Origin of the sequence: Paraperibacillus esterisolvens (assembly GCF_046237625.1) — a bacterium.
In the GTDB taxonomy this organism is placed as follows: Bacteria; Bacillota; Bacilli; order Bacillales; family DSM-1321; genus Paraperibacillus; species Paraperibacillus esterisolvens.
In genome coordinates this window covers 619,371-644,254 of record NZ_CP143545.1, presented here as the reverse complement: position 1 = coordinate 644,254, position 24,884 = coordinate 619,371, and the positions used below count along the sequence as shown (strand labels likewise).

The 24,884-nt window shown below is 47.3% G+C and carries 27 protein-coding genes, 2 pseudogenes, 1 riboswitch and 2 other annotated features; of the genes and pseudogenes, 15 read left to right on the top strand and 14 right to left on the bottom strand.

What is annotated here, in order from left to right:
* The first annotated feature begins 390 nt into the window (after positions 1-390).
* From V1501_RS03410 to V1501_RS03390, 5 genes are all read left to right on the top strand, one after another.
* Positions 391-1,107: a 3-ketoacyl-ACP reductase gene (locus V1501_RS03410; protein ID WP_409291453.1), complete on the top strand. Its 717-nt coding sequence runs from the start codon at positions 391-393 to the stop codon at positions 1,105-1,107.
* Between the two features lie 332 nt (positions 1,108-1,439).
* Positions 1,440-2,570: an amidohydrolase gene (locus tag V1501_RS03405; RefSeq protein ID WP_409291452.1), complete on the top strand. Its 1,131-nt coding sequence runs from the start codon at positions 1,440-1,442 to the stop codon at positions 2,568-2,570.
* Between the two features lie 14 nt (positions 2,571-2,584).
* Positions 2,585-3,415 carry a GNAT family N-acetyltransferase gene (locus V1501_RS03400; protein WP_409291451.1) on the top strand — a complete coding sequence of 277 codons (831 nt, stop codon included), beginning with the start codon at positions 2,585-2,587 and terminating at the stop codon, positions 3,413-3,415.
* The gene (gene menC, locus V1501_RS03395) at positions 3,402-4,511 is read left to right on the top strand and encodes an o-succinylbenzoate synthase (protein WP_409291450.1); all 1,110 of its coding nucleotides are present in this window, start codon (positions 3,402-3,404) and stop codon (positions 4,509-4,511) included. The genes V1501_RS03400 and menC overlap by 14 nt, the downstream gene beginning before the upstream one ends.
* A 146-nt stretch (positions 4,512-4,657) precedes the next feature.
* Complete coding sequence (locus V1501_RS03390) at positions 4,658-5,074, top strand: YkvA family protein (RefSeq protein WP_409291449.1); 417 nt, start codon at positions 4,658-4,660, stop codon at positions 5,072-5,074.
* Positions 5,075-5,088: 14 nt separating this feature from the next.
* Here V1501_RS03390 and V1501_RS03385 read toward each other — a convergent pair whose 3' ends face one another.
* Positions 5,089-6,105 carry a hypothetical protein gene (locus tag V1501_RS03385; protein WP_409291448.1) on the bottom strand — a complete coding sequence of 339 codons (1,017 nt, stop codon included), beginning with the start codon at positions 6,103-6,105 and terminating at the stop codon, positions 5,089-5,091.
* A gap of 414 nt (positions 6,106-6,519) precedes the next feature.
* Between V1501_RS03385 and pxpB the strand changes: the two genes are divergently transcribed.
* The 6 genes and pseudogenes from pxpB to V1501_RS03355 all read left to right on the top strand — a co-directional run bounded on the left by pxpB (position 6,520) and on the right by V1501_RS03355 (position 13,259).
* Positions 6,520-7,230 (top strand): 5-oxoprolinase subunit PxpB, encoded by a 711-nt coding sequence (gene pxpB, locus V1501_RS03380; RefSeq protein WP_409291447.1) that lies wholly within the window; start codon positions 6,520-6,522, stop codon positions 7,228-7,230.
* Entirely contained in the window at positions 7,227-8,240 is a 1,014-nt protein-coding gene (locus V1501_RS03375) for a biotin-dependent carboxyltransferase family protein (RefSeq protein WP_409291446.1), read from the top strand. Before pxpB ends, V1501_RS03375 begins: the two co-directional genes overlap by 4 nt.
* 1 nt (position 8,241) lies before the next feature.
* Positions 8,242-8,457: pseudogene (locus tag V1501_RS03370) on the top strand (LamB/YcsF family protein); the annotation flags it as partial.
* A 39-nt stretch (positions 8,458-8,496) separates the two neighbouring features.
* Positions 8,497-9,701: pseudogene (locus V1501_RS03365) on the top strand (NRAMP family divalent metal transporter).
* A 71-nt stretch (positions 9,702-9,772) separates the two neighbouring features.
* Positions 9,773-11,014 (top strand): peptidase T, encoded by a 1,242-nt coding sequence (pepT, locus tag V1501_RS03360; protein WP_409291445.1) that lies wholly within the window; start codon positions 9,773-9,775, stop codon positions 11,012-11,014.
* A 574-nt stretch (positions 11,015-11,588) separates the two neighbouring features.
* Entirely contained in the window at positions 11,589-13,259 is a 1,671-nt protein-coding gene (locus V1501_RS03355) for a PAS domain S-box protein (protein WP_409291444.1), read from the top strand.
* Between the two features lie 82 nt (positions 13,260-13,341).
* On the opposite strand, the gene V1501_RS03350 is transcribed toward V1501_RS03355, so the two are convergent.
* The gene (locus tag V1501_RS03350; protein ID WP_409291443.1) at positions 13,342-13,533 is read right to left on the bottom strand and encodes a hypothetical protein; all 192 of its coding nucleotides are present in this window, start codon (positions 13,531-13,533) and stop codon (positions 13,342-13,344) included.
* Positions 13,534-13,615: 82 nt separating this feature from the next.
* Between V1501_RS03350 and V1501_RS03345 the strand changes: the two genes are divergently transcribed.
* The 4 genes from V1501_RS03345 (at position 13,616) to V1501_RS03330 (ending at position 16,667) form a co-directional block, all read left to right on the top strand.
* Complete coding sequence (locus V1501_RS03345) at positions 13,616-13,876, top strand: DUF1292 domain-containing protein (protein WP_409291442.1); 261 nt, start codon at positions 13,616-13,618, stop codon at positions 13,874-13,876.
* Positions 13,877-13,985: 109 nt separating this feature from the next.
* Positions 13,986-14,180 (top strand): small, acid-soluble spore protein, alpha/beta type, encoded by a 195-nt coding sequence (locus V1501_RS03340; protein WP_409291441.1) that lies wholly within the window; start codon positions 13,986-13,988, stop codon positions 14,178-14,180.
* 123 nt (positions 14,181-14,303) lie between these two features.
* Positions 14,304-14,542 (top strand) — a binding site (T-box leader).
* 43 nt (positions 14,543-14,585) lie between these two features.
* On the top strand, positions 14,586-15,920 hold the full coding sequence (brnQ, locus tag V1501_RS03335; protein ID WP_409291440.1) for a branched-chain amino acid transport system II carrier protein: 1,335 nt from the start codon (positions 14,586-14,588) through the stop codon (positions 15,918-15,920).
* Positions 15,921-16,193: 273 nt separating this feature from the next.
* Positions 16,194-16,667, top strand: a complete 474-nt coding sequence (locus V1501_RS03330; protein WP_409291439.1) for a GNAT family N-acetyltransferase — start codon at positions 16,194-16,196, stop codon at positions 16,665-16,667.
* Positions 16,668-16,744: 77 nt separating this feature from the next.
* Here the strand turns inward: V1501_RS03330 and V1501_RS03325 are convergent, their stop codons facing one another.
* From V1501_RS03325 to V1501_RS03270, 12 genes are all read right to left on the bottom strand, one after another.
* Positions 16,745-16,900 carry a hypothetical protein gene (locus tag V1501_RS03325; RefSeq protein ID WP_409291438.1) on the bottom strand — a complete coding sequence of 52 codons (156 nt, stop codon included), beginning with the start codon at positions 16,898-16,900 and terminating at the stop codon, positions 16,745-16,747.
* A gap of 225 nt (positions 16,901-17,125) precedes the next feature.
* Positions 17,126-17,641 carry a hypothetical protein gene (locus tag V1501_RS03320; RefSeq protein WP_409291437.1) on the bottom strand — a complete coding sequence of 172 codons (516 nt, stop codon included), beginning with the start codon at positions 17,639-17,641 and terminating at the stop codon, positions 17,126-17,128.
* A 68-nt stretch (positions 17,642-17,709) separates the two neighbouring features.
* The gene (locus tag V1501_RS03315) at positions 17,710-19,041 is read right to left on the bottom strand and encodes an amino acid permease (protein WP_409291436.1); all 1,332 of its coding nucleotides are present in this window, start codon (positions 19,039-19,041) and stop codon (positions 17,710-17,712) included.
* Between the two features lie 65 nt (positions 19,042-19,106).
* Positions 19,107-19,319: a binding site (T-box leader), on the bottom strand.
* A 97-nt stretch (positions 19,320-19,416) separates the two neighbouring features.
* Positions 19,417-19,650: an excisionase family DNA-binding protein gene (locus V1501_RS03310; RefSeq protein WP_409291435.1), complete on the bottom strand. Its 234-nt coding sequence runs from the start codon at positions 19,648-19,650 to the stop codon at positions 19,417-19,419.
* A gap of 83 nt (positions 19,651-19,733) precedes the next feature.
* Positions 19,734-20,747, bottom strand: coding sequence for an ABC transporter substrate-binding protein (locus V1501_RS03305; protein WP_409291434.1), 1,014 nt, complete (start codon positions 20,745-20,747; stop codon positions 19,734-19,736).
* Entirely contained in the window at positions 20,744-21,493 is a 750-nt protein-coding gene (locus V1501_RS03300) for an ABC transporter permease (protein WP_409291433.1), read from the bottom strand. The genes V1501_RS03305 and V1501_RS03300 overlap by 4 nt, the downstream gene beginning before the upstream one ends.
* Positions 21,490-22,260, bottom strand: coding sequence for an ABC transporter ATP-binding protein (locus V1501_RS03295; RefSeq protein WP_409291432.1), 771 nt, complete (start codon positions 22,258-22,260; stop codon positions 21,490-21,492). The genes V1501_RS03300 and V1501_RS03295 overlap by 4 nt, the downstream gene beginning before the upstream one ends.
* Positions 22,253-22,927: a thiaminase II gene (tenA, locus tag V1501_RS03290; protein ID WP_409291431.1), complete on the bottom strand. Its 675-nt coding sequence runs from the start codon at positions 22,925-22,927 to the stop codon at positions 22,253-22,255. The genes V1501_RS03295 and tenA overlap by 8 nt, the downstream gene beginning before the upstream one ends.
* Before the next feature lie 243 nt (positions 22,928-23,170).
* A riboswitch (TPP riboswitch) is annotated at positions 23,171-23,272 on the bottom strand.
* A 61-nt stretch (positions 23,273-23,333) separates the two neighbouring features.
* Positions 23,334-23,774, bottom strand: coding sequence for a ferritin-like domain-containing protein (locus tag V1501_RS03285; protein ID WP_409291430.1), 441 nt, complete (start codon positions 23,772-23,774; stop codon positions 23,334-23,336).
* Positions 23,775-23,846: 72 nt separating this feature from the next.
* Positions 23,847-24,134, bottom strand: a complete 288-nt coding sequence (locus V1501_RS03280; RefSeq protein ID WP_409291429.1) for a YkvA family protein — start codon at positions 24,132-24,134, stop codon at positions 23,847-23,849.
* Between the two features lie 34 nt (positions 24,135-24,168).
* Complete coding sequence (locus V1501_RS03275; RefSeq protein ID WP_409291428.1) at positions 24,169-24,558, bottom strand: sporulation protein; 390 nt, start codon at positions 24,556-24,558, stop codon at positions 24,169-24,171.
* 50 nt (positions 24,559-24,608) lie between these two features.
* Positions 24,609-24,725 (bottom strand): FbpB family small basic protein, encoded by a 117-nt coding sequence (locus tag V1501_RS03270; RefSeq protein ID WP_409293233.1) that lies wholly within the window; start codon positions 24,723-24,725, stop codon positions 24,609-24,611.
* Positions 24,726-24,884: the final 159 nt, after the last annotated feature.

Sequence of the window (24,884 nt, the reverse complement as noted above, 5' to 3'; positions counted from 1 at the left end):
GAAAAACTGGTCTTAGATGAATTGAAAATAACAGATAACAGAAACCCGTTCTCAAAATTGTTTTCTTTGAGCCGCTGAAATCGCCAAAAGTCATTCCGTAAAACGAATGGCTTTTTTTGTGGAAAAGGGGCGGAGCTGCATGTATCATAGAGCTCCATACAGCAGGGTTTGACCTTCAATTATCTTGCTGACATTCCTGCCTGCACCTTACTCCGCTCCACCTCCTTACCTGGGTTTGTTCCTGCTTTTCTCCTGTACCTTTCCAGGCATGGGCTTCCAGCAGAAAACTTATATTTGGTTTTATTGCGGTCCCTTGGTGTACAATCATGAGTGCACATACCCCAGAGCGGGTATATTAATTACTGCTAAACAAGAATAAGGGGTGACGAAATGCCATCATTGAAAGGCAAAAATGCAATCATCACAGGAGGTAGCAGGGGCATCGGGCGCGCAGCCGCACTTGCACTTGCAGAAGAAGGCGTCAATATCGGTCTGATTGGCCTAAATATTGAAAATCTGGAAAAAGCGGCAGCGGAACTGGACAAATTCGATGTCACGGTTTCAGCAGCGAGGGCTGATGTGTCAAATTTGGAGTCTGTCACAAATGCAGTCGAACACCTTAAATCTGACCTGGGTCAGATAGATATCCTTATCAACAATGCCGGCACTGCAAAATTCGGCGGCTTTATGGAACTGACGCCGGAAGAGTGGAGCGGGATCATTCAGGTCAACCTAATGGGAGTCTATAATGTGACGCACGCTGTCCTTCCCGGTATGATTGAGGCAAAATCCGGTGATATCATCAATATTTCTTCGACTGCGGGCCTAAAAGGGTCCCCGGTAACCAGCGCCTACAGCGCCTCAAAAGCTGCGGTGCTAGGCCTGACGGAATCCCTGATGCTCGAAGTCCGGAAGCATAATATCCGGGTATCCGCCCTGACACCAAGCACAGTTGCAACTGACCTTGCCATTGAAACGAATCTTACAGACGGAAATCCGGAAAAAGTTATGCAGCCTGAAGATTTGGCTGAATTCATGGTCTCTCAGCTCAAGCTGAATTCGCGTGTCTTCGTCAAGACAGCCGGGCTTTGGTCGACTAATCCATGAACCTATATGAAAAGCGCCAAGGTACAATACCCGGGGCTTTTCATTTTGAATGAAAGCCTGTGCTCCCATACATTTTCCCCCATATAAAAACCCACGCATAACACGATAATAGAAGTTCCCTATTGGATACCCCTCAATCATTATACAACTTTTTCCAGTTAGACACATATATCAGACCATGCAGGAAAAGCAGAAATGAAGAGAGCATCCCCCGTATCCCAAAATAGTTCTATTTTTCCGAAAACTATGCTATATCTAAAGTCGAGCACAGCGCCGCGGCAGCAGAATGACTGCACGGCCAAATTCATACTTGGATTGAGAGGGTATATTACATGAATGCTGTTGATTACCTGTCACTGAATAAAGAAGATATTCTAAAAACCTATCAAAAACTTCACCGACTGGCGGAACCGAGCTGGAAAGAGAAAGAAACTTCCCATTATATTTTTCATGCGCTCACAGAGGCCGGGCTGTCTGTGCAGACGTTCGAGAAGCATTACGGCCTTATTGCAGAAATCCCGGGAGAGTTACAGGAGGTCGTCGCACTGCGGGCCGATATGGATGCCCTGCTTCAGGAAGTGGATGGTGTCATGAAAGCGAACCACTCCTGCGGCCATGATGCCCACAGCACCATGGTGCTGCATGCCGCCCTTGCATTGGCTGCTTCTGGAACAAAGCCGAAGAGGACGCTCAGATTCATATTCCAGCCCGCTGAGGAAAAAGCAGAAGGTGCCCTCCAGCTAATTAAAGACCATGCCTTACAGGATACGGCCTATCTATTCGGTCTCCACCTCCGCCCAGAATTTGAGGTTCCATTCGGAAAGGCGTCGCCTGTCATCGTCCACAGCTCCTCAGGCACCATCACAGGATCGATTAAAGGAGTTCAGGCACATGCAGCCCGGCCTGAGGATGGCATCAACGCAATAGAGGCGGCGGCCGTTCTCATTCAGAAGCTGAAACAGGCACGCCTTGATACAAATGACTCCTGGTCCATCAAAATGACGCAGCTGCACGGGGGTGCTGCTTCATCGAATATCATTCCGGAGACGGCTGATTTCACTTTGGATGCACGGGCAAAAACCACTCCTCTTCTTGGAGAGGTTAAAGAGCTGCTGAAGAAAGCCGCCGAGGAAACCACCACCGAGACGGGTGCCGCGATTACCTGGACTATGGATGACTTCGTTCCGGCTGCGATACAGAATGAAGAGGCCATTTCCCTTGCAAGGGCCGCTATAATAAGTATATTAGGGAAGGATAACCTGGTAGAAACCTGTGTGTCGCCAGGGGGGGAGGATTTTCACTTTTATACTCTTAAAGAGCCGGGAATCAAAGCCACTATGGTGGGCCTCGGCTGCGGTCTCACCCCAGGCCTTCATCATCCGGAAATGACGTTTAACCAGGAAGCCCTCGTATATGGGGCCCGGATACTTGCACAGACTGTGCTTCTTGCGTCAGAACAGTAAAGGAAGTGAACAAAATGAACAGCTGCGAAATCAGGGTATTGAAAACCATAGATGAGCTCGATGATGTTAGAAGGCTTGAGTCTAAGATCTGGGGCCAGGAAGACTCCGTCCCTGTTCACCAGACCCTGACGGCCGTAAAAAATGGCGGCCTGATGCTTGGGGCTTATACCGAAGGCAGGCTCTCGGGTTTTCAATACAGCTTCCCTGGATATGACGGACGGAAGGTATATCTATGCTCCCATATGCTCGGAACCGACCCGGCCGTGCGGAATAAGGGAATCGGGGAGAAGCTGAAGCTTGCGCAAAAGCAGGAAGCATTGAAGATGGGATACTCCCTCATCACGTGGACTTATGATCCGCTTGAAAGCGTAAATGGATACTTGAACATCGGAAAGCTGGGAGGAATGTGTTCTACATATATCGAAAACTGCTACGGCGATCTCAATGACCTGCTGAACGGCGGATTGCCGACCGACCGATTTCTGGTCGAATGGCATATAACCGGTGAAAATGAACATCAATCCATATATACACCCCACCGCCTTGAGCCGCTGCTTGAATGGGAGCTGAATACAGCAGGCATTCCAATTCCAGGTTTGCAGACGCCTCTTCCCGAGGCCAGCGACGGAACGATTTATGTGCCGATCCCATCAAATTTTCAGCATATCAGGGAAAAAGATCCTGCTGCAGCGCTTCTGTGGAGGCTGAAGACCCGTGAAATATTCCAGAACCTATTTGCAAGAGGCTGGCAGATCGAAGGATTTGTCAAAAACAGCGGCAAAACAGGGGCTGTCCATCACTACGCGCTGAAGCATAAAGGAGGAAAAGGCCATGAAGATCGATAAAGTCATCCTGCGGCACATGAAGCTCGATCTGCTCCATCCATTCACAACAAGCTTTGGGACTGAATATGACAAAGACTTTATCACAGTCGAAGCGGTGACTGATACCGGGATTTCAGGATGGGCAGAGTCTGTCGCCATGCTGGATCCCCTTTATAATGAAGAAACGGTTAAAACAAATTGGCATATGCTTGAGGATTATCTCATCCCCTTAATTCTCGGCACAAGGCTTGAACACCCCGATGAAGTCTCAGAAAAACACTTCGCCCATATCCGGGGCAATTACATGGCGAAGTCTGCCCTTGAAGGCGCCGTCTGGGATGCTTATGCTAAAGAGCAGAACCTCCCTCTCTACCGGGCACTTGGAGGAACCAAGGAGAGAATCGAGGTAGGGGTAAGCATTGGCATCCAGGGTACTATAGAAGAAACCCTGAATTTGATTGAAGCGCGCCTTAATGAAGGATATAAACGCTTCAAGCTCAAAATCAAGCCTGGCTGGGATATTGAGCTGATTCAAAAAGTCCGGGACATATATCCGGACATCCCGCTTATGGCGGATGCAAATTCCGCTTATACCCTGGAGGATACAGAACGGCTTGCAGAGCTCGATCGATTCAATCTCATGATGATTGAACAGCCGCTTGCCCATAACGATATCATCGACCATGCCGGACTGCAGGCGGCTCTCAAGACGCCAATCTGCCTTGATGAAAGCATACACAGCGTCGAGGATGCCCGCAAGGCTATAAAACTCGGGAGCTGCAGGATCGTCAATATAAAGATCGGCAGAGTCGGCGGCCTTACCGAAGCAAGGAAAATTCATGATTTGTGCATGAAAGAAGGAATTCCTGTATGGTGCGGAGGGATGCTTGAGGCAGGTATCGGCCGGGCACACAATATTGCGGTCACCACCCTGCCAAACTTCACCCTTCCAGGAGACACAGCAGGATCCGCCCTTTACTGGGAGGAAGACATTATTTCTCCGGAAGTCATTGCAGAGAATGGCTATATTAAAGTGCCAGACAAACCCGGCATCGGTTATGAACCGGATATAGGGAAAATAGATCGCTGCACCCTTTCTAAAAAAGAATATCAATAAAGATGCAATAAAAGTGTTTTTCGGACAACTTATCTCAAAGATAATCTAAAAACATTGACACAAACACACGCATGTGTGTACAATTTAGATAGAAACTTTTGGATGCAGCTTTTGGAACTATTTTATTCTAAGGGAGGCAATCTGCTTTGAAATTCAAAAAATTTGAAGGCGGCCACAAAAACTTACTAACCAAGTCCAAGGACTATTTCAACAATAAAGATAAAGCGGCCGGCCTGCTTAAGGAAGCGGTGCTGCTCGCTAGAAACCGGCGCGGAAACCTGTCAGACGTCTGGGAAAACCTGCAGCTCATGTTCCAGGTCTCACAAGCCTGGATCAAGGGCGAATATAAAGCGATCCCGGCAAAATCCATCATGACTATATTGGCTGTATTCCTCTACTTCGTCATCCCGACCGATTCCATCCCCGACTTCCTGCTTGGAATCGGAATGATAGACGACGCCGCAGTCATTGGCTTTGCTGTTAAAAGCATTATGGAAGATCTTGAAAAATTCAAAACCTGGAAATCAGAACAGACTATAGAAGAGAAAGAGGCGGCTATTTAATAAGCCGCCTTTTCTTATTGAATCCCTCTCAAAAGAACCCCGCTTCTCCACTTTTCAAGAATAGGGTGTTCTATTCCCAAAACTGTATAAAAGCCGTACAGCATCATTTCGAGGTCAACCATCAGGCCTTCTGATCCGCCGCCGGCTGCATTTTCTATTTCCTCTGCAGCTTCTGGATTGAGCTGCCTGCAGAGCGCCTCAACGACAAGCTCCCTTTCCTCAGGCAGAACGCTCCGGTACAGTGCCTTCAACTCCCGGACTGCGCCCGCAGATTTTATTTCTCCAAGCACTGAGAGTGCATATACATTTCCTTGTTCAGCATAGGGCAATACAGCGTTAATTGTGTTCTCATCCTGGAAAGAAACAAGACAGTCAGCTGCCTCCTCCATCAGCAGATCTTCACCTTCCCTGACAAGCATCCCGGCAATAAGACCTGCATATTCCCTTTTTCCAAGCAATCCTGCCATATATACAGCTAAAATGCCATCCAGGCTAAACCAATCGCTGTTCAGATTCACGTTCAGAATGGCTGGCAGCTCGTGTTCCCCTAGCCAGCCATTCTCCGCCATGACAGCCGCCAGCTTCTTAGCCCTCTGGTAAAGAGAAAAATCGAAGTCAAGGACCAGCTGTTCCAGACAGCTGTAATAAGCCTCCCTCACCTCTTCCCTGCCGCCATCTTGAAGCAGCTCATAAAAGCACCACTCCCCGCTTGACAGATATGGGGATAATTCATCCCTCAAGGCAAGAGCCTGTTCAGGCGGAAGCTGTTGAATCAGAATTGCGTTTGCCTCATTCAGCCCATTCTCCCTAATATCGCGGACCAGGATCGCTGCCGATTCCCCGCTAACCTGCAAATTTTCCAGGTCAAATGCCGCCTCGGAGATCCTTCCCGCCCTAAGCTCATTGTACGCAAGCCTGAGGCCCCATTCACCCGGCGTACAAGGATAATCCCGCAGCACCTCGAGGAGAAACAGCTGCATAGCCCTGTCTTCTGTATCTATATATGGCCGGAGCCGATTAATAAAATCCATCTGAAGCACCCCTTTATTTACACTCCTTCTTATTCTGTCAAACTTTGCGAATAAGCGTCAAGGAGAGCTGTATGGTGAAGGTCGTTACATTGCCGCACCTGCTCCAAAATGATCTTCATTTACCTGATGAAGGACTTTTCAATCACGAACTCGCTCCAAAAAGGTCTTCATACCCCCGATGAAGGACTTTCCACTCCTAACCCGATTCCAAAATGCCCTCAACCCACCCCTCCGTCAGCCTTCCGCCAACTAATGATGACCGACATCCTGACTTCCTTTTGAATATAATCCCCCATCTTATATAACGGGCGAATCTTTTGTCACTTTTTGTCGAAATAGTGGTCCTTTTTGGAATGTTATAGTTTGGTCATAGAGGGGAAATTTAATGGGAAAGTGTTTTAGGGGGTGTGCTGGTTGGAATTTGAGCTTTATCCTTTAGGGGATGGTGCGGTTGTCATTGAGCTGGGCAAGGAAATCAGCCCCGGTGTCCAGCATATGGTACGGGTGGTTTCTGCCCTGCTTGATGAACAGGAATCCGGATGGCTGGTTGAATATGTGCCGGCATTTACGACGGTTACCGTTTTTTATGATATTGTACGGGCTGCTTCACTGTCCGGCGGCCGGTACCCTTTCCAGGCAGTAACTTTTGAACTCAAAAAGCTTCTTAGGGACCCTGGATTGCTGGATATCCCTAAGCCGCGGATTGTGGATATCCCTGTCTGTTACGGAGGCAGGTTTGGCCCGGATCTCGGTTTTGTTGCCGAGTACAACGGATTGACTCCTGAAGAAGTGATTTTGATACATGCCGGCGGGGAGTACGATGTACATATGATCGGATTTGCTCCAGGTTTTCCGTATCTTGGGGGAATGTCTGAAAGAATTGCAGCGCCAAGGAAAGAGACGCCGAGACTGAAAATTCCTGAACGGTCTGTCGGCATTGCAGGGAATCAAACGGGTATTTATCCGATTGAAACACCGGGCGGCTGGCAGCTGATCGGCAGGACGCCCCTTTCCCTGTTCCAGCCGGATGAGGAAAGTCCGAGCCTGCTCAGGGCCGGTGACCGTGTCCGCTTCAGGCCTGTCCCAGAAAAAGAATATGCCGAGCTGTCAGGAGGTGCAGGATGATTATAGTCGATAAGCCGGGATTACTGACCTCCATCCAGGATTCAGGAAGAACCGGTTATCAAAAATACGGAGTTGTAGCCAGCGGCACGATGGATTCCTTTGCTCACCGGGCAGCCAACCTCCTTGTAGGAAATGATGAGAGGGAGGCTGTGCTTGAGATAACACTCCTAGGTCCTGCCCTGACGTTTGAAGAGGATACACTCATTGCCGTATGCGGCGGTGATCTTACCCCCACGGTAGACGGTGTTTCCATTCCACTGTGGAGGACCATTCTGGTACGAAAAGGCGGCACCCTCCGCTTCCGGGGAACGAGGCTCGGCTGCCGCTGTTATGTGGCCCTCGCCGGAGGCTTAAGTATTCCCGGGGTGATGGGATCGAAGTCCACTTATTTACGCGCAGGGATAGGCGGTTTTGAAGGAAGGGCATTGCAGACGGGAGACCAGATGGCAGTGAACCCGCCGGGGGCCGTTTCGAATAAAATGGCTGCCTTTTTGTCAAATAAAAAGACAACACCCTTCTATACACAGGCGGATTGGCAGATTTCAGCGGCAGCAATCCCCTCCTATTCAGACAATCCGGTCATAAGGGTCATCAAGGGGCCTGAATTCGAATTGTTCTCAGAGGAGTCAAAGAGCAGGTTCTTTTCGGAAGCCTACACCGTAACACCGGATTCAGACCGGATGGGCTATCGCTTCAAGGGTGAAAAACTGTCGCTTGATGCCGCACGGGAATTGATTTCAACCGCAGTGAGCTTCGGTACGATTCAGGTGCCATCTGACGGATGTCCAATCATTCTCCTTGCTGACCGCCAAACGACTGGCGGTTATCCCAGGATCGGCACGGCAGCTGCTGTTGACCTTCCCCTGCTTGCCCAGGCAAAGCCGGGGGACAGGGTATCCTTCCGTGAAATTCAGCTGCAGGAGGCGCAGGCTCTCTATCTGCAGAGGGAAAAAGAGCTTCAGATAGTGAAGCGGGGCATTTTATTAAAAATAGATAGCAGGGGGAGATAATATGGCGGTTGTGGATATTAACTATGATATGGGAGAAAGCTATGGCGTCTATGCCCTGGGGAGAGATGAGGAAATTCTCAAATTTGTCACCTCTGCCAATATCGCCTGCGGATTTCATGCGGGTGACCCTACAACCATGAGAAGGACCGTGAAAATGGCGTTAGAAAAGGGTGTTGGAATCGGCGCACACCCCGCCCTTCCCGATCTTCTCGGCTTCAAGCTGCAGGAAATTTAATTAAGTAAAAGGAGGCTCGTCATGTCTTTACAGCAAAATAAAGGTCCATCACGCGCAAGCATCCTGATGGGTGCTGCTTTCCTGATGGCCACTTCAGCCATCGGGCCAGGTTTCCTTACACAGACTACCGTATTTACACAATCGCTCGCCGCAAGTTTTGGTTTCGTCATTTTAATTTCCATCATCATCGATATCGGAGCCCAAATCAACGTATGGCGGATCATAGCTATATCAAAAAACGGGCACAGGACATCGCCAATGAGGTTCTTCCCGGGCTTGGCTATCTGCTCGCCGTCCTAATCGTAATCGGCGGCCTTGCCTTTAATATTGGCAATATAGGCGGAGCCGGGCTGGGGGTCAATGTACTGTTCGGCTTTTCGACTGAGATGGGTGCCTTATTCAGCGGCATTGTGGCAATCGGAATCTTCCTGGTTCGTGAAGCCGGAAAGGCCATGGACCGTTTTGCACAAATCATGGGCTTTGTCATGATTGCGCTTACGCTTTATGTGATGTTCTCATCACATCCTCCTGTTGGAGAAGCATTAACCAAGACCTTCATCCCGGATAAAATTGATATCCTGGCAATCGTCACACTTGTCGGAGGTACAGTCGGCGGCTACATAACTTTTGCCGGAGGCCACCGCCTTCTTGACGCAGGCATCAGCGGGGAAGAGTCGATTTCGGAAGTCACCAGGGGTGCTGTAAGTGCCATCGGGATTGCTTCCATTATGAGGATATTCCTGTTTCTCGCAGCACTAGGAATTGTTTCACAGGGCCTGGCCATCGACCCTGCGAATCCCCCGGCTTCCGTCTTCAAGCTTGCAGCCGGCAACTTAGGCTATAAAATATTTGGAATTGTCATGTGGGCAGCGGCCGTTACCTCTGTGGTCGGTGCTGCCTATACATCCGTTTCCTTCATAAAGACATTTTCAAGCAAAGTAGTCAAATATGAAAAATGGATCATCGTCCTGTTCATCACAATTTCCACAATCGTATTCATGATGGTCGGAAAGCCAGTCAAAATCCTGGTCCTTGTCGGTTCATTAAATGGGCTGATCCTTCCCCTGGCTCTCGGAGTTATGCTGATTGCAGCACATAAGAAAAACATCGTAGGCAGTTACAGACACCCGATATGGATGACAATTTTCGGATGGATCATTGTAGTATCCATGGCCGCTATGAGCATTTACACGATTCAGAATGATATTCCCGGTTTGTTTAAATAACATTCAGGATTAGGGCAAGTTGTATATAAATGTTAATATGATTGTATATATAGAAAAGGGAGCTGGGGAATGTGAAAAATGAAATCATCTCACGATTTACGTCATACGTAAAAGTCGATACACAATCAGATGCCGAGAGCGGAGTGACTCCATCCACCCCTGGACAGATGGAGCTCGCCCGGATGCTCGCCGAGGAACTTGAATCTATTGGAATGAAAGAAGTTACAGTCGATCAGCACGGCTATGTAATGGCTTCCCTTCCTGCGAATACGGAGAAAGACGTTCCGGTCATCGGATTTTTGGCCCATGTTGATACGGCCACAGATTTTACCGGGAAGGATGTAAAGCCGCAGCTTATCGAAGAGTATGATGGCGGCTCTATCACCTTAAATCAGGAGCTGGGCATTTCGATGTCACCTGCTGAATTCCCCAGTCTAAAAAACTATATCGGACACACCTTGATTACAACGGACGGCACGACCCTACTTGGCGCCGACAATAAGGCAGGCATAGCAGAGATCGTGACAGCAATGGAGTATTTGATCAAGCATCCCGAAATCAGCCACGGAAAAATAAGGGTCGCTTTTACTCCGGATGAAGAAATCGGCCGGGGGCCGCACAAGTTCAATGTGGAAGCCTTTGGTGCATCCTATGCGTATACTATGGACGGCGGTCCACTTGGGGAACTGGAATATGAAAGCTTCAATGCAGCTCAGGCGAGAATCATCATCAAGGGACTTAACATCCATCCAGGCTCGGCAAAGGACAAAATGGTTAATTCAGCCAAGATTGCCATGGAACTCAACAGCCGCCTTCCATCATCCGAAGCTCCTGAATCGACAGAAGGCTATGAAGGCTTTTTCCACCTCTCCTCCATACAGGGGGATGTATCGGAGACAAGGATGAGTTATATAATCAGGGATTTTAACCGTGAAGACTTCAACTCTCGGAAGGCGCTGCTCTCAGGAATTGTTTCTGAGCTGCAGGAATCCTATGGATCCGAAAATATCGTCCTTGAAATGAAGGATCAGTATTATAATATGAAAGAAAAGATCAAGCCTGTTATGCATATTGTTGATATTGCCCATGAGGCTATGAAAAACCTCGGTATCAAGCCCCTTATCAAGCCGATACGGGGCGGTACGGATGGTTCACAGCTGTCTTATATGGGACTCCCGACACCTAATATCTTTACAGGCGGGGAAAATTACCACGGCCGGTATGAATATATCTCTGTCGATAATATGGTAAAGGCGGCAGAAACCATGATTGAAATCATAAAACTTTATGAAGAAAAAGCCGATACAAACTAACGAAGGCATACTTGGGCCAGCCCCCTCAGGGAGCTGGCCCTCTCTATTGCAGGAAAGCCCGGGTCGGCCAATTGGGTTTATTCACAAATCCTGATATAATGTGTAAGTCCTTTATGGAAAAGGCACTATTCTAAAAAGATTGTTATTCTTACTGAATTTTGTGAGGAAATAAAAATTATTTTAACAAGTGGATTGGAGCGTAAGGCGCGAGACTCCTGGTCCAGCTGCGGGACTTTCGACCCTCGAGTCATAAGTCAAGCAGTCCATGGGAAGAAGCCCGCTCCCCACTGCCTGCCAGCCTTATGCTTGGCTAACGCATAAGAGCGACTAAGCTTCTGTCTTCGCTTACGCTCGCCAATCAGCAAGTCTTCTTTATCGGGTCTCTGCCTGCGCAGGCACCGTTCTTCGCTTTTCGTTGCGGGAGCAGCGGGACAGGTGAGACCCCGCAGGCGCAGCTGAGGAGGCTCGCCGCCCGCCCCGCGCAGGTGGAGTGCCTGCAGCGGAAATCCGCTTTTTTATTCAACAGCCACAATGTATGCGAAAACAGCCATAGCAAAAGACTTAAGGAGATATTATGTCTAAGCAAAAAGTATTATTCATTTATATCGTTTGCAGCGTTTCCTGGATACTTGCTACAGATTATCTAATCAATATATATATCATTGACCCGGTCGTTCACTTATGGATAGAAAATGCTAAGGCGTTTTTATTCATCTTTGTCACCGGTGTCCTGCTCTACTCGCTCTTTTCTAAAATCGAAACCCTTACAGAAGCAAAGGAAGAAGAACAGCGGCTCTCCACCCTCATCAACTCCATGGTGGACTTTGTCAATTTTAAGGATGGGGAAGGACGCTGGATTGAAGCCAATGAATTCGGGCTTAAGCTGTTCCAGCTGGAGAATGTAAACTATAAGGGACTTAAAGATTCAGAGCTCTCCGAATTTACCGACTTTTACAGCGAGGCTCTTAAATATTGCGAGGTATCTGATGAGGAAACCTGGCAGGAGGGCAAAATTACCCGCTGCGAGGAAATCATCCCGCTTCCAGGCGGCGATCAGAAAACCTTCGACACCATAAAAGTGCCGCTGTTTTACAGCGATGGATCCCGAAAAGGCCTTGTTGTTATCGGCCGGGACATTACAATGCGGGTAAAGGCGGAAAAGAAGCTTTCCGACAACAAGCAGCGATATGAATCCCTCTTTGAATATAACCCCGATCCTATTTTTATGATGGATCTTAATGGAAACCTCACAAAAGTGAACCAGCAGTTTGAAAGGATTATCGGACAGTCGCAAAGGGAGCTTCAAGGAAAGCCTCTCCATCATTTTTTGACCGATTGTACAAAATTTGCGCCCGTCTTTCAGTGTTCTTTCGATTATGTAAAAGAACATGCATGCGGCACCACAACAGGCGATATTCCCTTTATAGGACGCGGCGGCAAAACCGTGCTGCTGGCATGTACACTTGTACCTATGCTGATCGATGGCGAGCTGACCGGCATCATCGGGTATGCGGGTGATGTCACTTCCATCCGGGAGACCTCGGAGAGGCTCCGTAAGACTGAAAAGCTGTCAGTGGTAGGTGAGCTCGCGGCAAGTGTCGCACATGAAGTGAGAAATCCCTTAACCTCCTTGATGGGCTTCGTACAGCTTCTTAAAGATAATGAGAGCCAATTTGATACCTACTACAGCATCATGCTCAGCGAGCTTGACAGGATCAACCAGATTGTAAGTGAGCTGCTCGTATTAGCCAAGCCGCAGGAGAAGGCATTTAAAGAACACAATATAGTGGAACTCCTACATGATGTGAGGGCCCTGCTCCAGCCCCAGATTGACAGTGAGGGAACACAGGTATTTATCCGCACTGACGGCTCCATTCCGCTTATTAACTGCGACGCCAACCAGCTCAAGCAGGTTTTCATCAATATCATCAAGAACTCCCTCGAAGCGGGTGCAGACACGATTGATATCGGAATTGGTGATGACAGTAAAGATGTAACCATCTTCGTAAAAGATAATGGCTGCGGAATCGAAAGCGACAGAATGAAGCACCTTGGCGAGCCCTTCTATTCCTCAAAGGAAAAAGGTACCGGACTTGGGCTTACCGTCACTTCACGCATCATCCAGGCACATAACGGAAAAATTGCCTTCGCAAGCAGAATCAATGACGGCACCAAAGTCAAAATCAGCCTTCCCGCTGTTTCATCCCCTGCTGCTGCAAACAAAAGTAAAGCCGCTGTCCTATAAGGGCGAACAGCGGCTTTTCTTTATTTTTTTGCTTTTGGAAGAATGAATAATCCAAGGTCTTTCCGTTCCTTTCGAAAGCGTCTTATAAAGCGAGACGGCCATCAAAATATAGATGATTGAAAACGGGAAGGCTTTCGACAATCAGCGCATTCTGCAGACCCTGCTGAACCCGCTGTAAAGCTGGATGATGGCCACAGCCGACTCCATGACCCCCAAAGTCAGCTTCACAGAATTTGGCGGATTGAGCGAACATAGTAGTCTGCATTCCAAGCACGGGTTAGAATCTGCACTAAAATACCGCTGATAAAATGACAGATCATCGGGCAAGATTTAATTACAAAGAAGGAGGGGAAAAAATGCAAGAACCAGAAATCCGGGACTTTGTCATCATCGAGGATGAAGACGGCAGCCAATTCGAATATGCCATCGAAGCGTTATTTGATATGGATGGACAATCCTATGCCCTGTTGAATTCAGGGGAAGATTCTCTGCTCGTGCAGGTTGAAGAGGAAGACGGGGAGCAGTATATAACCAGTATCAAGGATTCCGAAGAAAAGGAAAATATCCTGTCTGCCTATCAAATTGCCGTTGAAGCAGCCCCTGCTGATGAGGCATGAGGAAAATTACAGACAAAAGTTTATATTTTCCATGAGTGAGGCACTCCAACGGTGAGAAACTAATGATGGGCAATGCTTTCGCCCAATTACTCGTCGGGAGTGATGTGTCATGTCAAGAAACAAACTTTTAGTTCCTGGCTCTGGAAACGCCATGGATCAAATGAAGCAAGAAATTGCCAATGAGTTTGGAGTTCAGCTTGGTGCAGATACAACCGCGCGTGCAAATGGTTCTGTCGGAGGCGAGATGACAAAGCGCATGATTGCCTATGCCCAGCAGCATCTTGCCAATAGACAGGGACAATAAAAACAGGCAGGATCCGTCACTTCGGATCCTGCCCTTCTGTTATTTTTCACCACTTCTTCCTTTTTTAAATTATCAAAAAACATTGACAACTCATTCCTCCCCTGATAAATTAATACCTACATATTAAAATTGATGACGAGAAAAAGTAAGATGAAAATTCTGTCCCACAGAGAGCCTGCATATGGTGGAAGCCGGCGTTCAGATTTCTTCCGAAAATCCTCTCCGAGATGCAGGGCTGAAAATGGAGTAAGCATTGCCGGGTCTTCCCCCGTTAACAAGGAACGTGCATGTATGTGCACGATTAGAGTGCTGCCATTGGGCAGAATCAGGGTGGTATCGCGAGTTAACGGCTCGTCCCTTATATGGGGCGGGTCTTTTTATTTTTTATATAAAGGAGCAGACATCATGAAAAAACGAGACACATTCTTTATCGGACTTATGCTATTCTCCATGTTCTTTGGGGCAGGAAATCTAATCTTCCCGCCGGTGCTCGGTGCACAATCCGGCTCAAGCTTCTGGCCTGCCATCACAGGCTTTATCCTTACAGGAGTGGGTCTTCCCTTTGCCGTGCTTCTTGCTGTATCACTTGTAAAAGGGGGGGCGCAGACCATTGGTAACCGGGTACACCCCATCTTCAGCACCATCTTTATGATCATAATTTATTTAAGCATCGGCCCATTTCTCGCTATCCCCCGCAATGCGAATGTGGCATATGAAATGGGAATCAAGCCGTATCTGGGTGCCGATGCATCCGGACGGTCCCTCTTCTTGTTTACATTGATCTTTTTTGTTTTAGTATTTTTAATCAGCTTGAATCCTTCTTACATGGAAAAGTATATGGGGCGCTGGATTACCCCTGTCCTTCTGGTATCCATGGTCGCTTTATGTACAACAGGCCTTATCAGTTTTCACTCCCAGCCTGGTGCACCACAGGGGGGCTACGCAGATGGCGCCTTCTTCAAAGGGTTCCTGGAAGGATACAATACGATGGACGCGCTCGCTTCACTGGCCTTCGGCATTGTGATCCTGACTGCTGTCAGCCAAAAAGGCGTCAGCAGCCGAAAGCAGCTGACAAGCTACACCTTGAAGGCAGCCCTTGTCGCCGGTTTCCTGCTTGCCCTTGTATACGTAACACTCGGACTCATGGGAGCCAGAATGCCTGCAGCCGATTTTGAGAGCGGAACCGATTTGCTTTCCGCCGCTTCTGTTTCCCTGTTCGGCAGCAGCGGAACAGCGCTGCTCGGCATCATTTTTACCCTTGCCTGCTTTACAACAGTCGTCGGCCTGACTACTGCCTGCGGTCAATACTTTTCAAAACTCCTTCCAAAGGCCGGCTATAAGGTCATTGTCCTGGCTGTGACCCTGATTGGATTAACACTTTCCAATATGGGGCTGAGCCAGATTCTAAAAGTGTCCGTGCCATTCTTGGTTATGGCCTACCCGTTAACGATTGTGCTCGTAGCTTTGACTTTTTTCAGCAAGTATTTCAATAATTCAAGAAAAGTATATGGCATGGCCATTTTATTCACAGGTGTCTTCGCGCTCCTTGACGGCCTGGGCCAGTTCGGGATCGACCTCGGTCCGGCGGGTGCCTTCAACAAAGCCCTTCCCCTTGCCTCCAGCGGTCTGCAATGGGTGCTGCCAGCTTTACTTGGAGTATTGATTGGATTGTTCCTTGAGAAGGTGATGCCGGGCGGGAAGGAAGAAGGAAAAGAGAATGTAAAACGTAAAGTATCTTAAGTTATGGAGGCTCCATGATTTCTTTTGACTCTTATCTAAAAGATTGTTGTTATTTTCTTATGAGTTCAGTGAGGAAATCAAATTATTAATCAAAGTTGATTATATGTTAAGATGTGATACTCCTGATCCAGCTGCGAACTGAGACCCTCGAGTCATAAGTCAATCAGTCAATGGGAAGAAAATCGCTTCCCACTGCCTGCTCGCCTTATGCTTGTCGGGTCTCTGCCTGCTAAGGAAGTTCAATGCCTCAACCTAAAAACTCAAAGAAAGAGCTTGTTAAAAATTTTATTTAGCAGGCACCGTTCTCCGCTTTTCGTTGTGGACAAGCGCCAGTCGCCGGAAGATCTGGTCCCCATATTCCCTGCCTGGCTGAAAAACTATGCTGATAATAACGGCTTTGATGCAGGCATCCGATTTAATGGGGAGCTTATTGGAATGATTGGCCTCCACTATATCGACTGGCAGAACAGGAGCACAAGCATCGGATATTTCCTTTCTGAAAGTGCGCAGGGAAAAGGCATCATCACACGGTGCGTCACAAGCCTCCTGGATTATATATTCACCGTGCTCGGCCTCTACCGCGTTGAAATCAAATGTGCCGAAAGCAACCTCCGGAGCCGTGCCATTCCCGAACGGCTGGGCTTCACTCTTGAAGGCACTATGCGCGGCGGCCAGTTTCTGTATGATCACTATGAAGATATAGCAGTCTATAGCATGCTTGCCCCGGAATGGAATAGAGTGAGATAGTATAGCAGCGGCCGGTACTCACGGCCAGCTGTTTTTTTATTTAGCTCTTTTATAAATGATAGTTTTTCTGATGAGTTCTATGTAGAAAATTCAATTATTAAGAAAGTTGACTTCGCTCGGGCTAGCTGTGAGACTTTCGAGCTTCCAGTGATAAAAGCGGCAAAGCCGAGGAGGCTCAGCGCCTGTCCCGCTCCAACAGAGAGCCTGAAACGGAAATCAACTTTCTTGTTCAATAGAAAGCCCCCTGCCAAAAACGGCAGGGGGCTGATAGAAGGAGTACATCAAATGATTTAATTCGGCACTCGGCCGCTTTTGCCAAAGATGGTCATGGGTAAAGGGTAAAATAGTAAAGGGTTATCGGTGATTGGTTGTCCGCCTGCCATTACTGGTTACCATACTTATAAAGTACGAAAAAGACTCCTTCTGTCCCTTGAAGAGGAGTCTCACCTCTTCAAGGCTTAAAAATACTTTTCACTTTCAAAATCGAGCTCAATGGAGTAATTTTTTGCATTAATTAAATTGGACAGCCGGTTTGCCTGACGGTCTGCCTCCAGGCCCTTGAGCCGGTATTCTTCGGGCTTGTACATGGCAATCTTGACGATGGCTGCCATTTCGCCGAAACCGTATGGATGCTCTTCTTCAGCCTGCGACCCCAATTCTTTGAACTTACGGGCTTTAGCGCGCAGCTGGGCTGCCAGCTCTATGGCTTCGATGATGGACAACGGTTCATCCTGAAAAGTGATGTGATGATCAATGTTGGCACGGTAGACCAGCTTATCAAGAAACCTGAAGTCTTTTCTTATTTCCTCCAGATCCTCTTCCACATCCACGATTGAACGTGTCTGCTTGGGCAGGTCGCTCCCTTTTTCAATTTCCACAAATGCCACCCGGTCCATTTCATCTTCCAGCTCATGAATCCGCTTATTCAGAACGCTTTTTAATTTTATGGCTTCCGCCAAAGTCAGCTTAGACATGCTGCATCTCCTTTATTCATTGCTCTTTTTAAGATAGCATGGAGATACAGTGCCGACAATGAAAATTTTTACACTTTGCCCAGCTTCTTCTTAAGGAAGCTCATGACAATGAGCACACCAACAATCATCATGCAGACAATCGAACTTAAACGGTTTGCTTCACTTAGCAGAAGTGCCGTAAAACTGATTCCAAGACCGGCAATTGCAAACAGTGTGATGTACGGGAATCCCCAAAGCCTGAAGTAAGGCTGCTTCGTGTACTTCCTTCTCAGTCTGAGCTGGGCAAGGCAGATGCTGATCCAGATAAATGAAACAGCAAATCCCGGGATGGCCATGAGATAGCCAAATACTCGATCAGGCTCAAGATAAGCGATATATGTGCCGGCAAAGAGCACTAAGGCACTGATCACAAGGCTCACAACCGGCACGCCTTTTTTCGAGACGATGCTGAGCCCCTTTGGAGCCGAGCCTGTGGCCGCCAGTGAATGCATCATCCGCGTGCTGCCATAGATGCCTGAGTTGGCGGCTGACAGGACTGCTGTAATCAGGATGAAGTTGACGATGTGTGATGCACTTTGAAGTCCCGCTGTTTCAAATACCTGGACAAACGGGCTGCCCGCTTTATTGATTCCGTTCCACGGAATTAGTCCGCAAATAATGATGATGGGCAGCGTGTAGAACAGGATGACCCTCATCATGACTCCCTTAACTATGCCCGGAAGCGCCTTTTCAGCATCCTTCATCTCGGTGATGGTCAACCCTATCAGCTCAGATCCGCCATAGGAAAACATCACGATTAGCAGAGTCGCAAATACGGCGTTCCAGCCGTTCGGGACAAAGTCTGTATAATTGTCGAGATAGGTTTCCTGGCCGCTGCTTGGTATGATGCCGAACAGGATGGCCGCTCCCAGTAAAATGAACGCGATGATGACAAAAATCTTTAAACCCGCGAACCAATACTCAATTTCCCCATAATACTTAACGCTGAAGCTGTTCAGCAGGATGATTCCAAGGGCGCAGATTAGGCTGAGTGCCCACAGTGGCGTGTCTTTGAACCAATATTGCAGGAAGCTTCCCGCAGCTATGACTTCAATCACACAGACGACAAGCCAGAGTATAACGTAGAGCCAGCCGGTTACGAAGGAAACACGGCTTCCAAGCGCCTTGCCAATCAGCTGGTTCATGTTCTGTCCAGGATAGACGATCGCCATTTCAGCGAGTGCTGCCATTACGACAAGCAGCAGGAGTCCGGCAAATAAATAAGAAAAGATAACAGCGGGACCTGCCAGCCCGACTGTATCGGCACTTCCTTTAAATATGCCCGTACCGATCATCCCGCCCATCGCTATCATTCTTACATGACGCGAGAGCAGCTGTTTTTGAAGTGTTTCTTTTTGCATACAGCACCATCCTTATCTTCACTTAGTATCTCTAAAAAACAAAAAAAACCCTGCTGAAAAAACTCAGCAGGGACGATTGTCATCGCGGTACCACCCTCATTGCAGACAAAGTCTGCCTCTTCGTTCACATAACGGTTTTATCCGTCTTTTCTATTGTTATATAGAAAAGAAGCTCAAGGAGTGAAATTCGCTTTAATTTCTGTACCGGCTTGCACCACCCGCCGGCTCTCTTGAAACAGAACCATCAAAACTACTGAATTTCCTATCAGCGCTTATAAATATTTTAATATAGTGAATAGTATTTCTTGATTATAGAGAGTAAAGGCAGCCTTGTCAACGTTGTTTTTTAATTCTGAATTTACAAACAATTAAATTTTAATCCTCATCCTTTATATCCCTGTCTTCAGGAATCGGTTCACCGGCCAGCTCATCCACCAAATTTTTGTACTTCTCCATCTGTTCAAGATGAGTCTTAAATTGATCTTTATATATCAGGACATTGCCTTCTTCATCATGCAGGAACCTGATCTTCCTCTGCAGGATCAGATTCTCCACGGATGGAACAGACATGGATAAATATTCAGCTGTCTCGTTTATTGTCAAATACATGGTTTTCGTCACTCCAGCTATCTGTTTTTATTGCTAATTATAGCTTATCTGCCCGGCGTCTGCTTTCCTTTAGGATTAAATTTTCACTCACTCATTATATCCACCATCAATTCATCCACTTTCGGCGCAGTCTTCAGCAAGTCTGAGTTCCGCATCCAATCCATCACTTCTGTCCATGACGACGCATCCTGGGATCCGAAACTCCTGTCCCTGGTCTCCATTTTTGGCAGCAGGATATCCAGGCTTTCCCTCTCTACTTCTCTATTTAGCGGGAAATTCGCTTTATCCTGGTGGTTTACTAGAATGTCGAGCGCTTCGTCAGGATGTTCCTTCATGTATTCATACCCTTTCTCTGCAGCCCTCCAGAAGGCGCGGATTGCATCGCTTTGCCCCTCCCATGTCTGATCGCTCGTGACAATCACCAGTTCATTATAAGCCGGGACACCGTAATCAGTGGGATTGAAATCGCGGGTGGAAATTCCTTTATGCTTAAGTACAGGTACTTCATGATTTATAAATGCACCGATGACTGCATCTGTTTTATTCGCTGCGATGGATGTTCCAAGATCAAAGCCAACATCAATCATGCCGACCTTGCCAAAGTCTCCTCCATCATGCTCCACCATTGTTTTAAGCAGTGCTTCATTCAGAGTGATCCCGGGGTAGCCTACCTTTTTACCTTCCAGGTCTTTTGGTGTTTTTATCTTGCTATCCTGAAGAAATACAACATGATTCAACGGCGATTGGACGATTGCAGCTACCGACTTTACCGGAACGTTTTCATTTGCCCGGGCCATAATCACATCTGGCTGATAATATAATCCGAGGGTCACCTTGCCCGCTGCCGCAAGATTCAATGGGTCGGTTGGGTTTGCAGGGAATTGTATATCAGCCTTAATACCTTCTTCTTCAAAATAGCCCTTTTCCTCGGCAACATATAAAAAGCTATGTACGGCATTTGGATACCAATCCAGCATAATGCTGACTTTCTGTAATCCATCACTGCCGTCCTTCTTATTGGCGGCATGTTCAGCTGCCTTGCTGCATGAAGTCAATAACAGCAGCAGGACCAGATATATTCCAAAATTTTTTATCATCCTTTTTTTCTCCATTTCAATAATATTCTCTCATGCAGGGTTACGAGCAGGAACAATAGGATCCCAAGCAGTGACAGCAGGATAATGGGGGCAAATACCCCGGGCCCGTCAAACTGGGTCATCATCCTCCGGCTGAAATATCCAAGACCAGCCTGGGCCCCGAGCCACTCCCCAATGGCAGCGCCTATTACACTCAGCGTAACCGCCACCTTGAGACCTGAAAAAAAGGATGGAAGCGCCCCGTGAATCTTCATTTTTAAAAATATATCTTTATTGGAAGCACCCAGCGTCAGCATCAGTTCTTTCATATTACGGTCATAGGAACGGAGCCCATCAAATGCACCCACGGTAATCGGGAAGAAAGTGATCAGCACAGTGACAGCCACCTTGCTCCAGATGGTATAGCCGAACCAGAGAATGAAAATTGGGGCAAGCGCAATGACTGGGATTGTCTGCGATGCTATAAGAATAGGATAAAATGCCTTTTCCGCTGTCCGGCTTGCACTCATCCATATTGCAAGACCAGCACCCAGCAGGATGGATATGCCAAGGCCGGTTATGATGATCATCAATGTCGGCGGCAGATGTTCAAAAAACAATAAATACCGGAGCTCCCATAATTTCAGAGTAATCTCAGCTGGAGACGGGAAAATAAAGCTTTTATCATATCTTTCCGCCGCCAATTCCCAGATAATCAGGAGGCAGGCGGTGAGTGACAGAGAATAAAGATATTCAGTCTTCCTCATACACCTGCCCCTGGTCTGAGCGCAGAAAGCAGCTGTTCCTTAAGGGCAGCAGCATACTGCCCGCTTAAATCCCTCAATGCCCGCGGCCTTTTTAATGGTACTCTTACCTCTTTAATGGGTCCTCCATCCTTTGGGAGCACAAGTATGCGATCAGATAAATATATGGCTTCATCCACATCATGAGTAATGAAAAGAATGGTTCTCTTCCATTTATTCCATTGCCTGAGGAGCCATTCATGCATACCAAGCCGGGTAATCGCATCCAATGCACTGAATGGCTCGTCCAATAATAGCAGATCAGAGCCGCTGAGGATGGTACGAAGGAACGAAACCCGCTGCTTCATCCCTCCCGAAAGCTCAGCCGGAAAGTGTCCTTCCACATCCTTCAAACCAAATTCGCCGAGAAGTTTCAGTACTTTTTCACGTGCCTCCTCTTTTTCATACCCTTTAATTTCCAGCGGAAGCGCTGCGTTATCAAGCACTGTCCTCCAAGGCATCAGTAAATCATTTTGCGGCATATACCCAACACAGCCGAGACGATTGGCTTTAGAGCTCCCATTCAGTAAAATTGTCCCTTCGTCCGGCTGTTCAAGTCCGGAAACTAATCTGAATATCGTGCTTTTTCCAGAACCGCTTGCCCCGATGAGGGAAACGAATTCACCGGCAGAAACTTTAAAGTTCAGTGCATTTAAAGGCCGGCGGGCTGACACTCTTCCACTGGGATAGGCAAATGAAACTCCCCTTAACTCTAATGCATCATTACACATTTCCGGGCCACATCTCCTTGTTGTATGCCATGTCCCAAAACAAATACTCAAAGCGGGTCGTATTGAGGAAAATGGTCTCAAGCCGCATGAGGTCTGCATCAGCCTTCTCCTCGGCCAGCCTGTCCATCAAGCCTATGCACCTCTCGGCAAGGCTGCCGAACTCCCCAGAGCTGTATGCTTTTATCCACCCGCCGTATAATTCATGGTCACAAGCCCCAGGAATGCTGCTTAACTCCTTCCCAATTTCCCAGTAGCTCCACATGCAGGGAAGCAAGGCAGCTGTCAGGTCTGCAAGAGTCCCATTTCCAGCTGAATACAGCATATAATGCGTATATGCTAATGTGACGGGCGAGGATTCTGCCCGTTCAAGCTCTTCAGCAGTAATGCCGAATCGCTGGGCATACATTCGGTGAAGCTCCATTTCATCATGTATGGTGGAATGCAGCAAAAGAGAAAACAAGCGCATATCCTCAAGGCTTTCCGCTTTAACCACACCCAGGGCAAACAGTTTTGTATACTGCATCAAATACAGATAATCCTGAATCATATAAAAGCGGAACTTTTCGGGATCGAGGATTCCTGCCCCCATTTCAACCACGAAAGGATGCTTGTGGTTCTCACGCCAGATGGGCTTCAGCTTCTCATACAGTTTCCGGGTAAACTTCATTTTTCCCACTCTCCTTTTCAGATGATTGTTCACATGATTTTTTTGTTTTTATTGATGATTCCCACTCCAGGCGCTTTATTTTCGCAGGTCGGGCAGTAACCCACCCAGGCTTTGCCTGCGGATTGCATCATACGCATTTCGCAGGTTAAATCTCCTCACAACACATAAAAAAACCACTTTCGATAAAATGAAAGTGGTTTTAGAACAATTGAAATCTTTTGAAAGATTCAAATAAACATACTCCTATAGTATGCGCCACTTCCCTTCGCTAGCATTATCTAGTGCAGGTTCGAGGGTTAAGACTTCCGTCTCTCTCAGCTTCAATAAGCACCCCTAGTGTTTTTGCTATTAAATTTACTTAACATATTTACACATTATTCCTGAGAGTGCAAGATGTTTTTCTCTTTTAACTCTGGCCTTTTGTCATAAAATACAGAAACCAGACCGCATGGTTCTGCTCATCGGCGGCCGCCCGCCTGAATGCTTCCCTGACGCCCGGATCCTGGGCATAGCTTGAAATCTCGAGATATTTATCTACCGTCTCCTGCTCATCGTTAAAGCCGAACTCCAGTCCCTTGCTGAATGTCGATGGACACTCCTCGACAGCCTTTACAATCGGCTGGCTGCCAAACAAGTTTGTATAAATCTGTGTGAACTGCTGATAATGCCTGATTTCATCTTTACGGATTTCGAGAATCTGCTCCCTTGCCTTTTTGGACGGCGAGAGCGAGGCAATTCTTTCATAGCATTGAATTGCACTGAATTCCCCATTGATAGCTCCGGCAATATCTTTACGGAGCCTTTCGTTTTGGCGATAATAATCGGTTGGATAGTAGGAATAATCCATCCCGGCAGACCTCCCCCATGTATCACTTATAACAGGATATGAGGAATGCCCGCCCGGCTGTGCCTGTATCAGTTAAAATGCAGCGTTTTCCAGACCATGTTTCTTTTTCAGGGCCAGGGGCGCCGTCTTGATCATCTGATTTATGACAATACCGGCAATGAACAAATCGTCCATAATCCCAAAGATGGAAAAGAAGTCGGGAATGAAATCAAGCGGAAATGCCGTATATGCAATAACCAGCAGAAAACCAATAGCTTTACTGCGTACCGGGACTTCATCAGACATAATATAATCCTTCATGAATGGCAGAAACTTTTTTATTTTAAAAGCAAATTTCAGCCTCTTAAAAGTTCTGATCAACTCTGAAATCATCCTTTCATTATTCTATGATTTATTATTCTATGATTTTGATTCTATCGCTGTCTGTGCTGTCCACACCCTCATTGAAGGTTAATTTTGTCTTGAAATGATAAGCTGTCTCCTTGGATGATAGAACCAGATCCTCCGGCAGCGAAAATGTGAATTTAACCTTATTCATTTCTTCCGATTCTATTGTCTTGGAGGTTAGAATCATCGCGGATTCTACTACCTTTTCTGTCTTGCTGCTGCGCTCCTCCATCACTAGATCACAATCAATCCTCTTCAGCTGCTGGCTGATTGTGCCTCCTTTCAGCAGGAAATGGCCATGGACGGTATCTCCTGCTTTATACGTGTCCTTCTCTAAGATGAGATCGATTTTGGCAGAACCTACACCCAATAAACACATATATTTTCTCAACAACATTCAACTTCCCCCACTAAAAGTATTTGCGGCTTGTCCCGCTAGTTCATTCATTAAACTTGCTTCGTATACCTTTCATCGATACGTTTTTCAATCTTCTCAAGCAGAATTTTATCCTTTAATAGTTCTTCCCTATTAATCTTTACTAGTTCTGTCAAAGAAAGTTTCATTTTTTTCAAATTGTCCAGTCCTTTCTGTATTGGGTTTTAATATTGGTGGAGAAGAAGGTTGAACTCCGCTCCAGTTGTCCGCTTTCCGCATGGCAGGCAGTGGGAAGCGGGCTTCTTCCCATGGACTGCTTGACTTATGACTTGAGGGTTTCAGTTCGC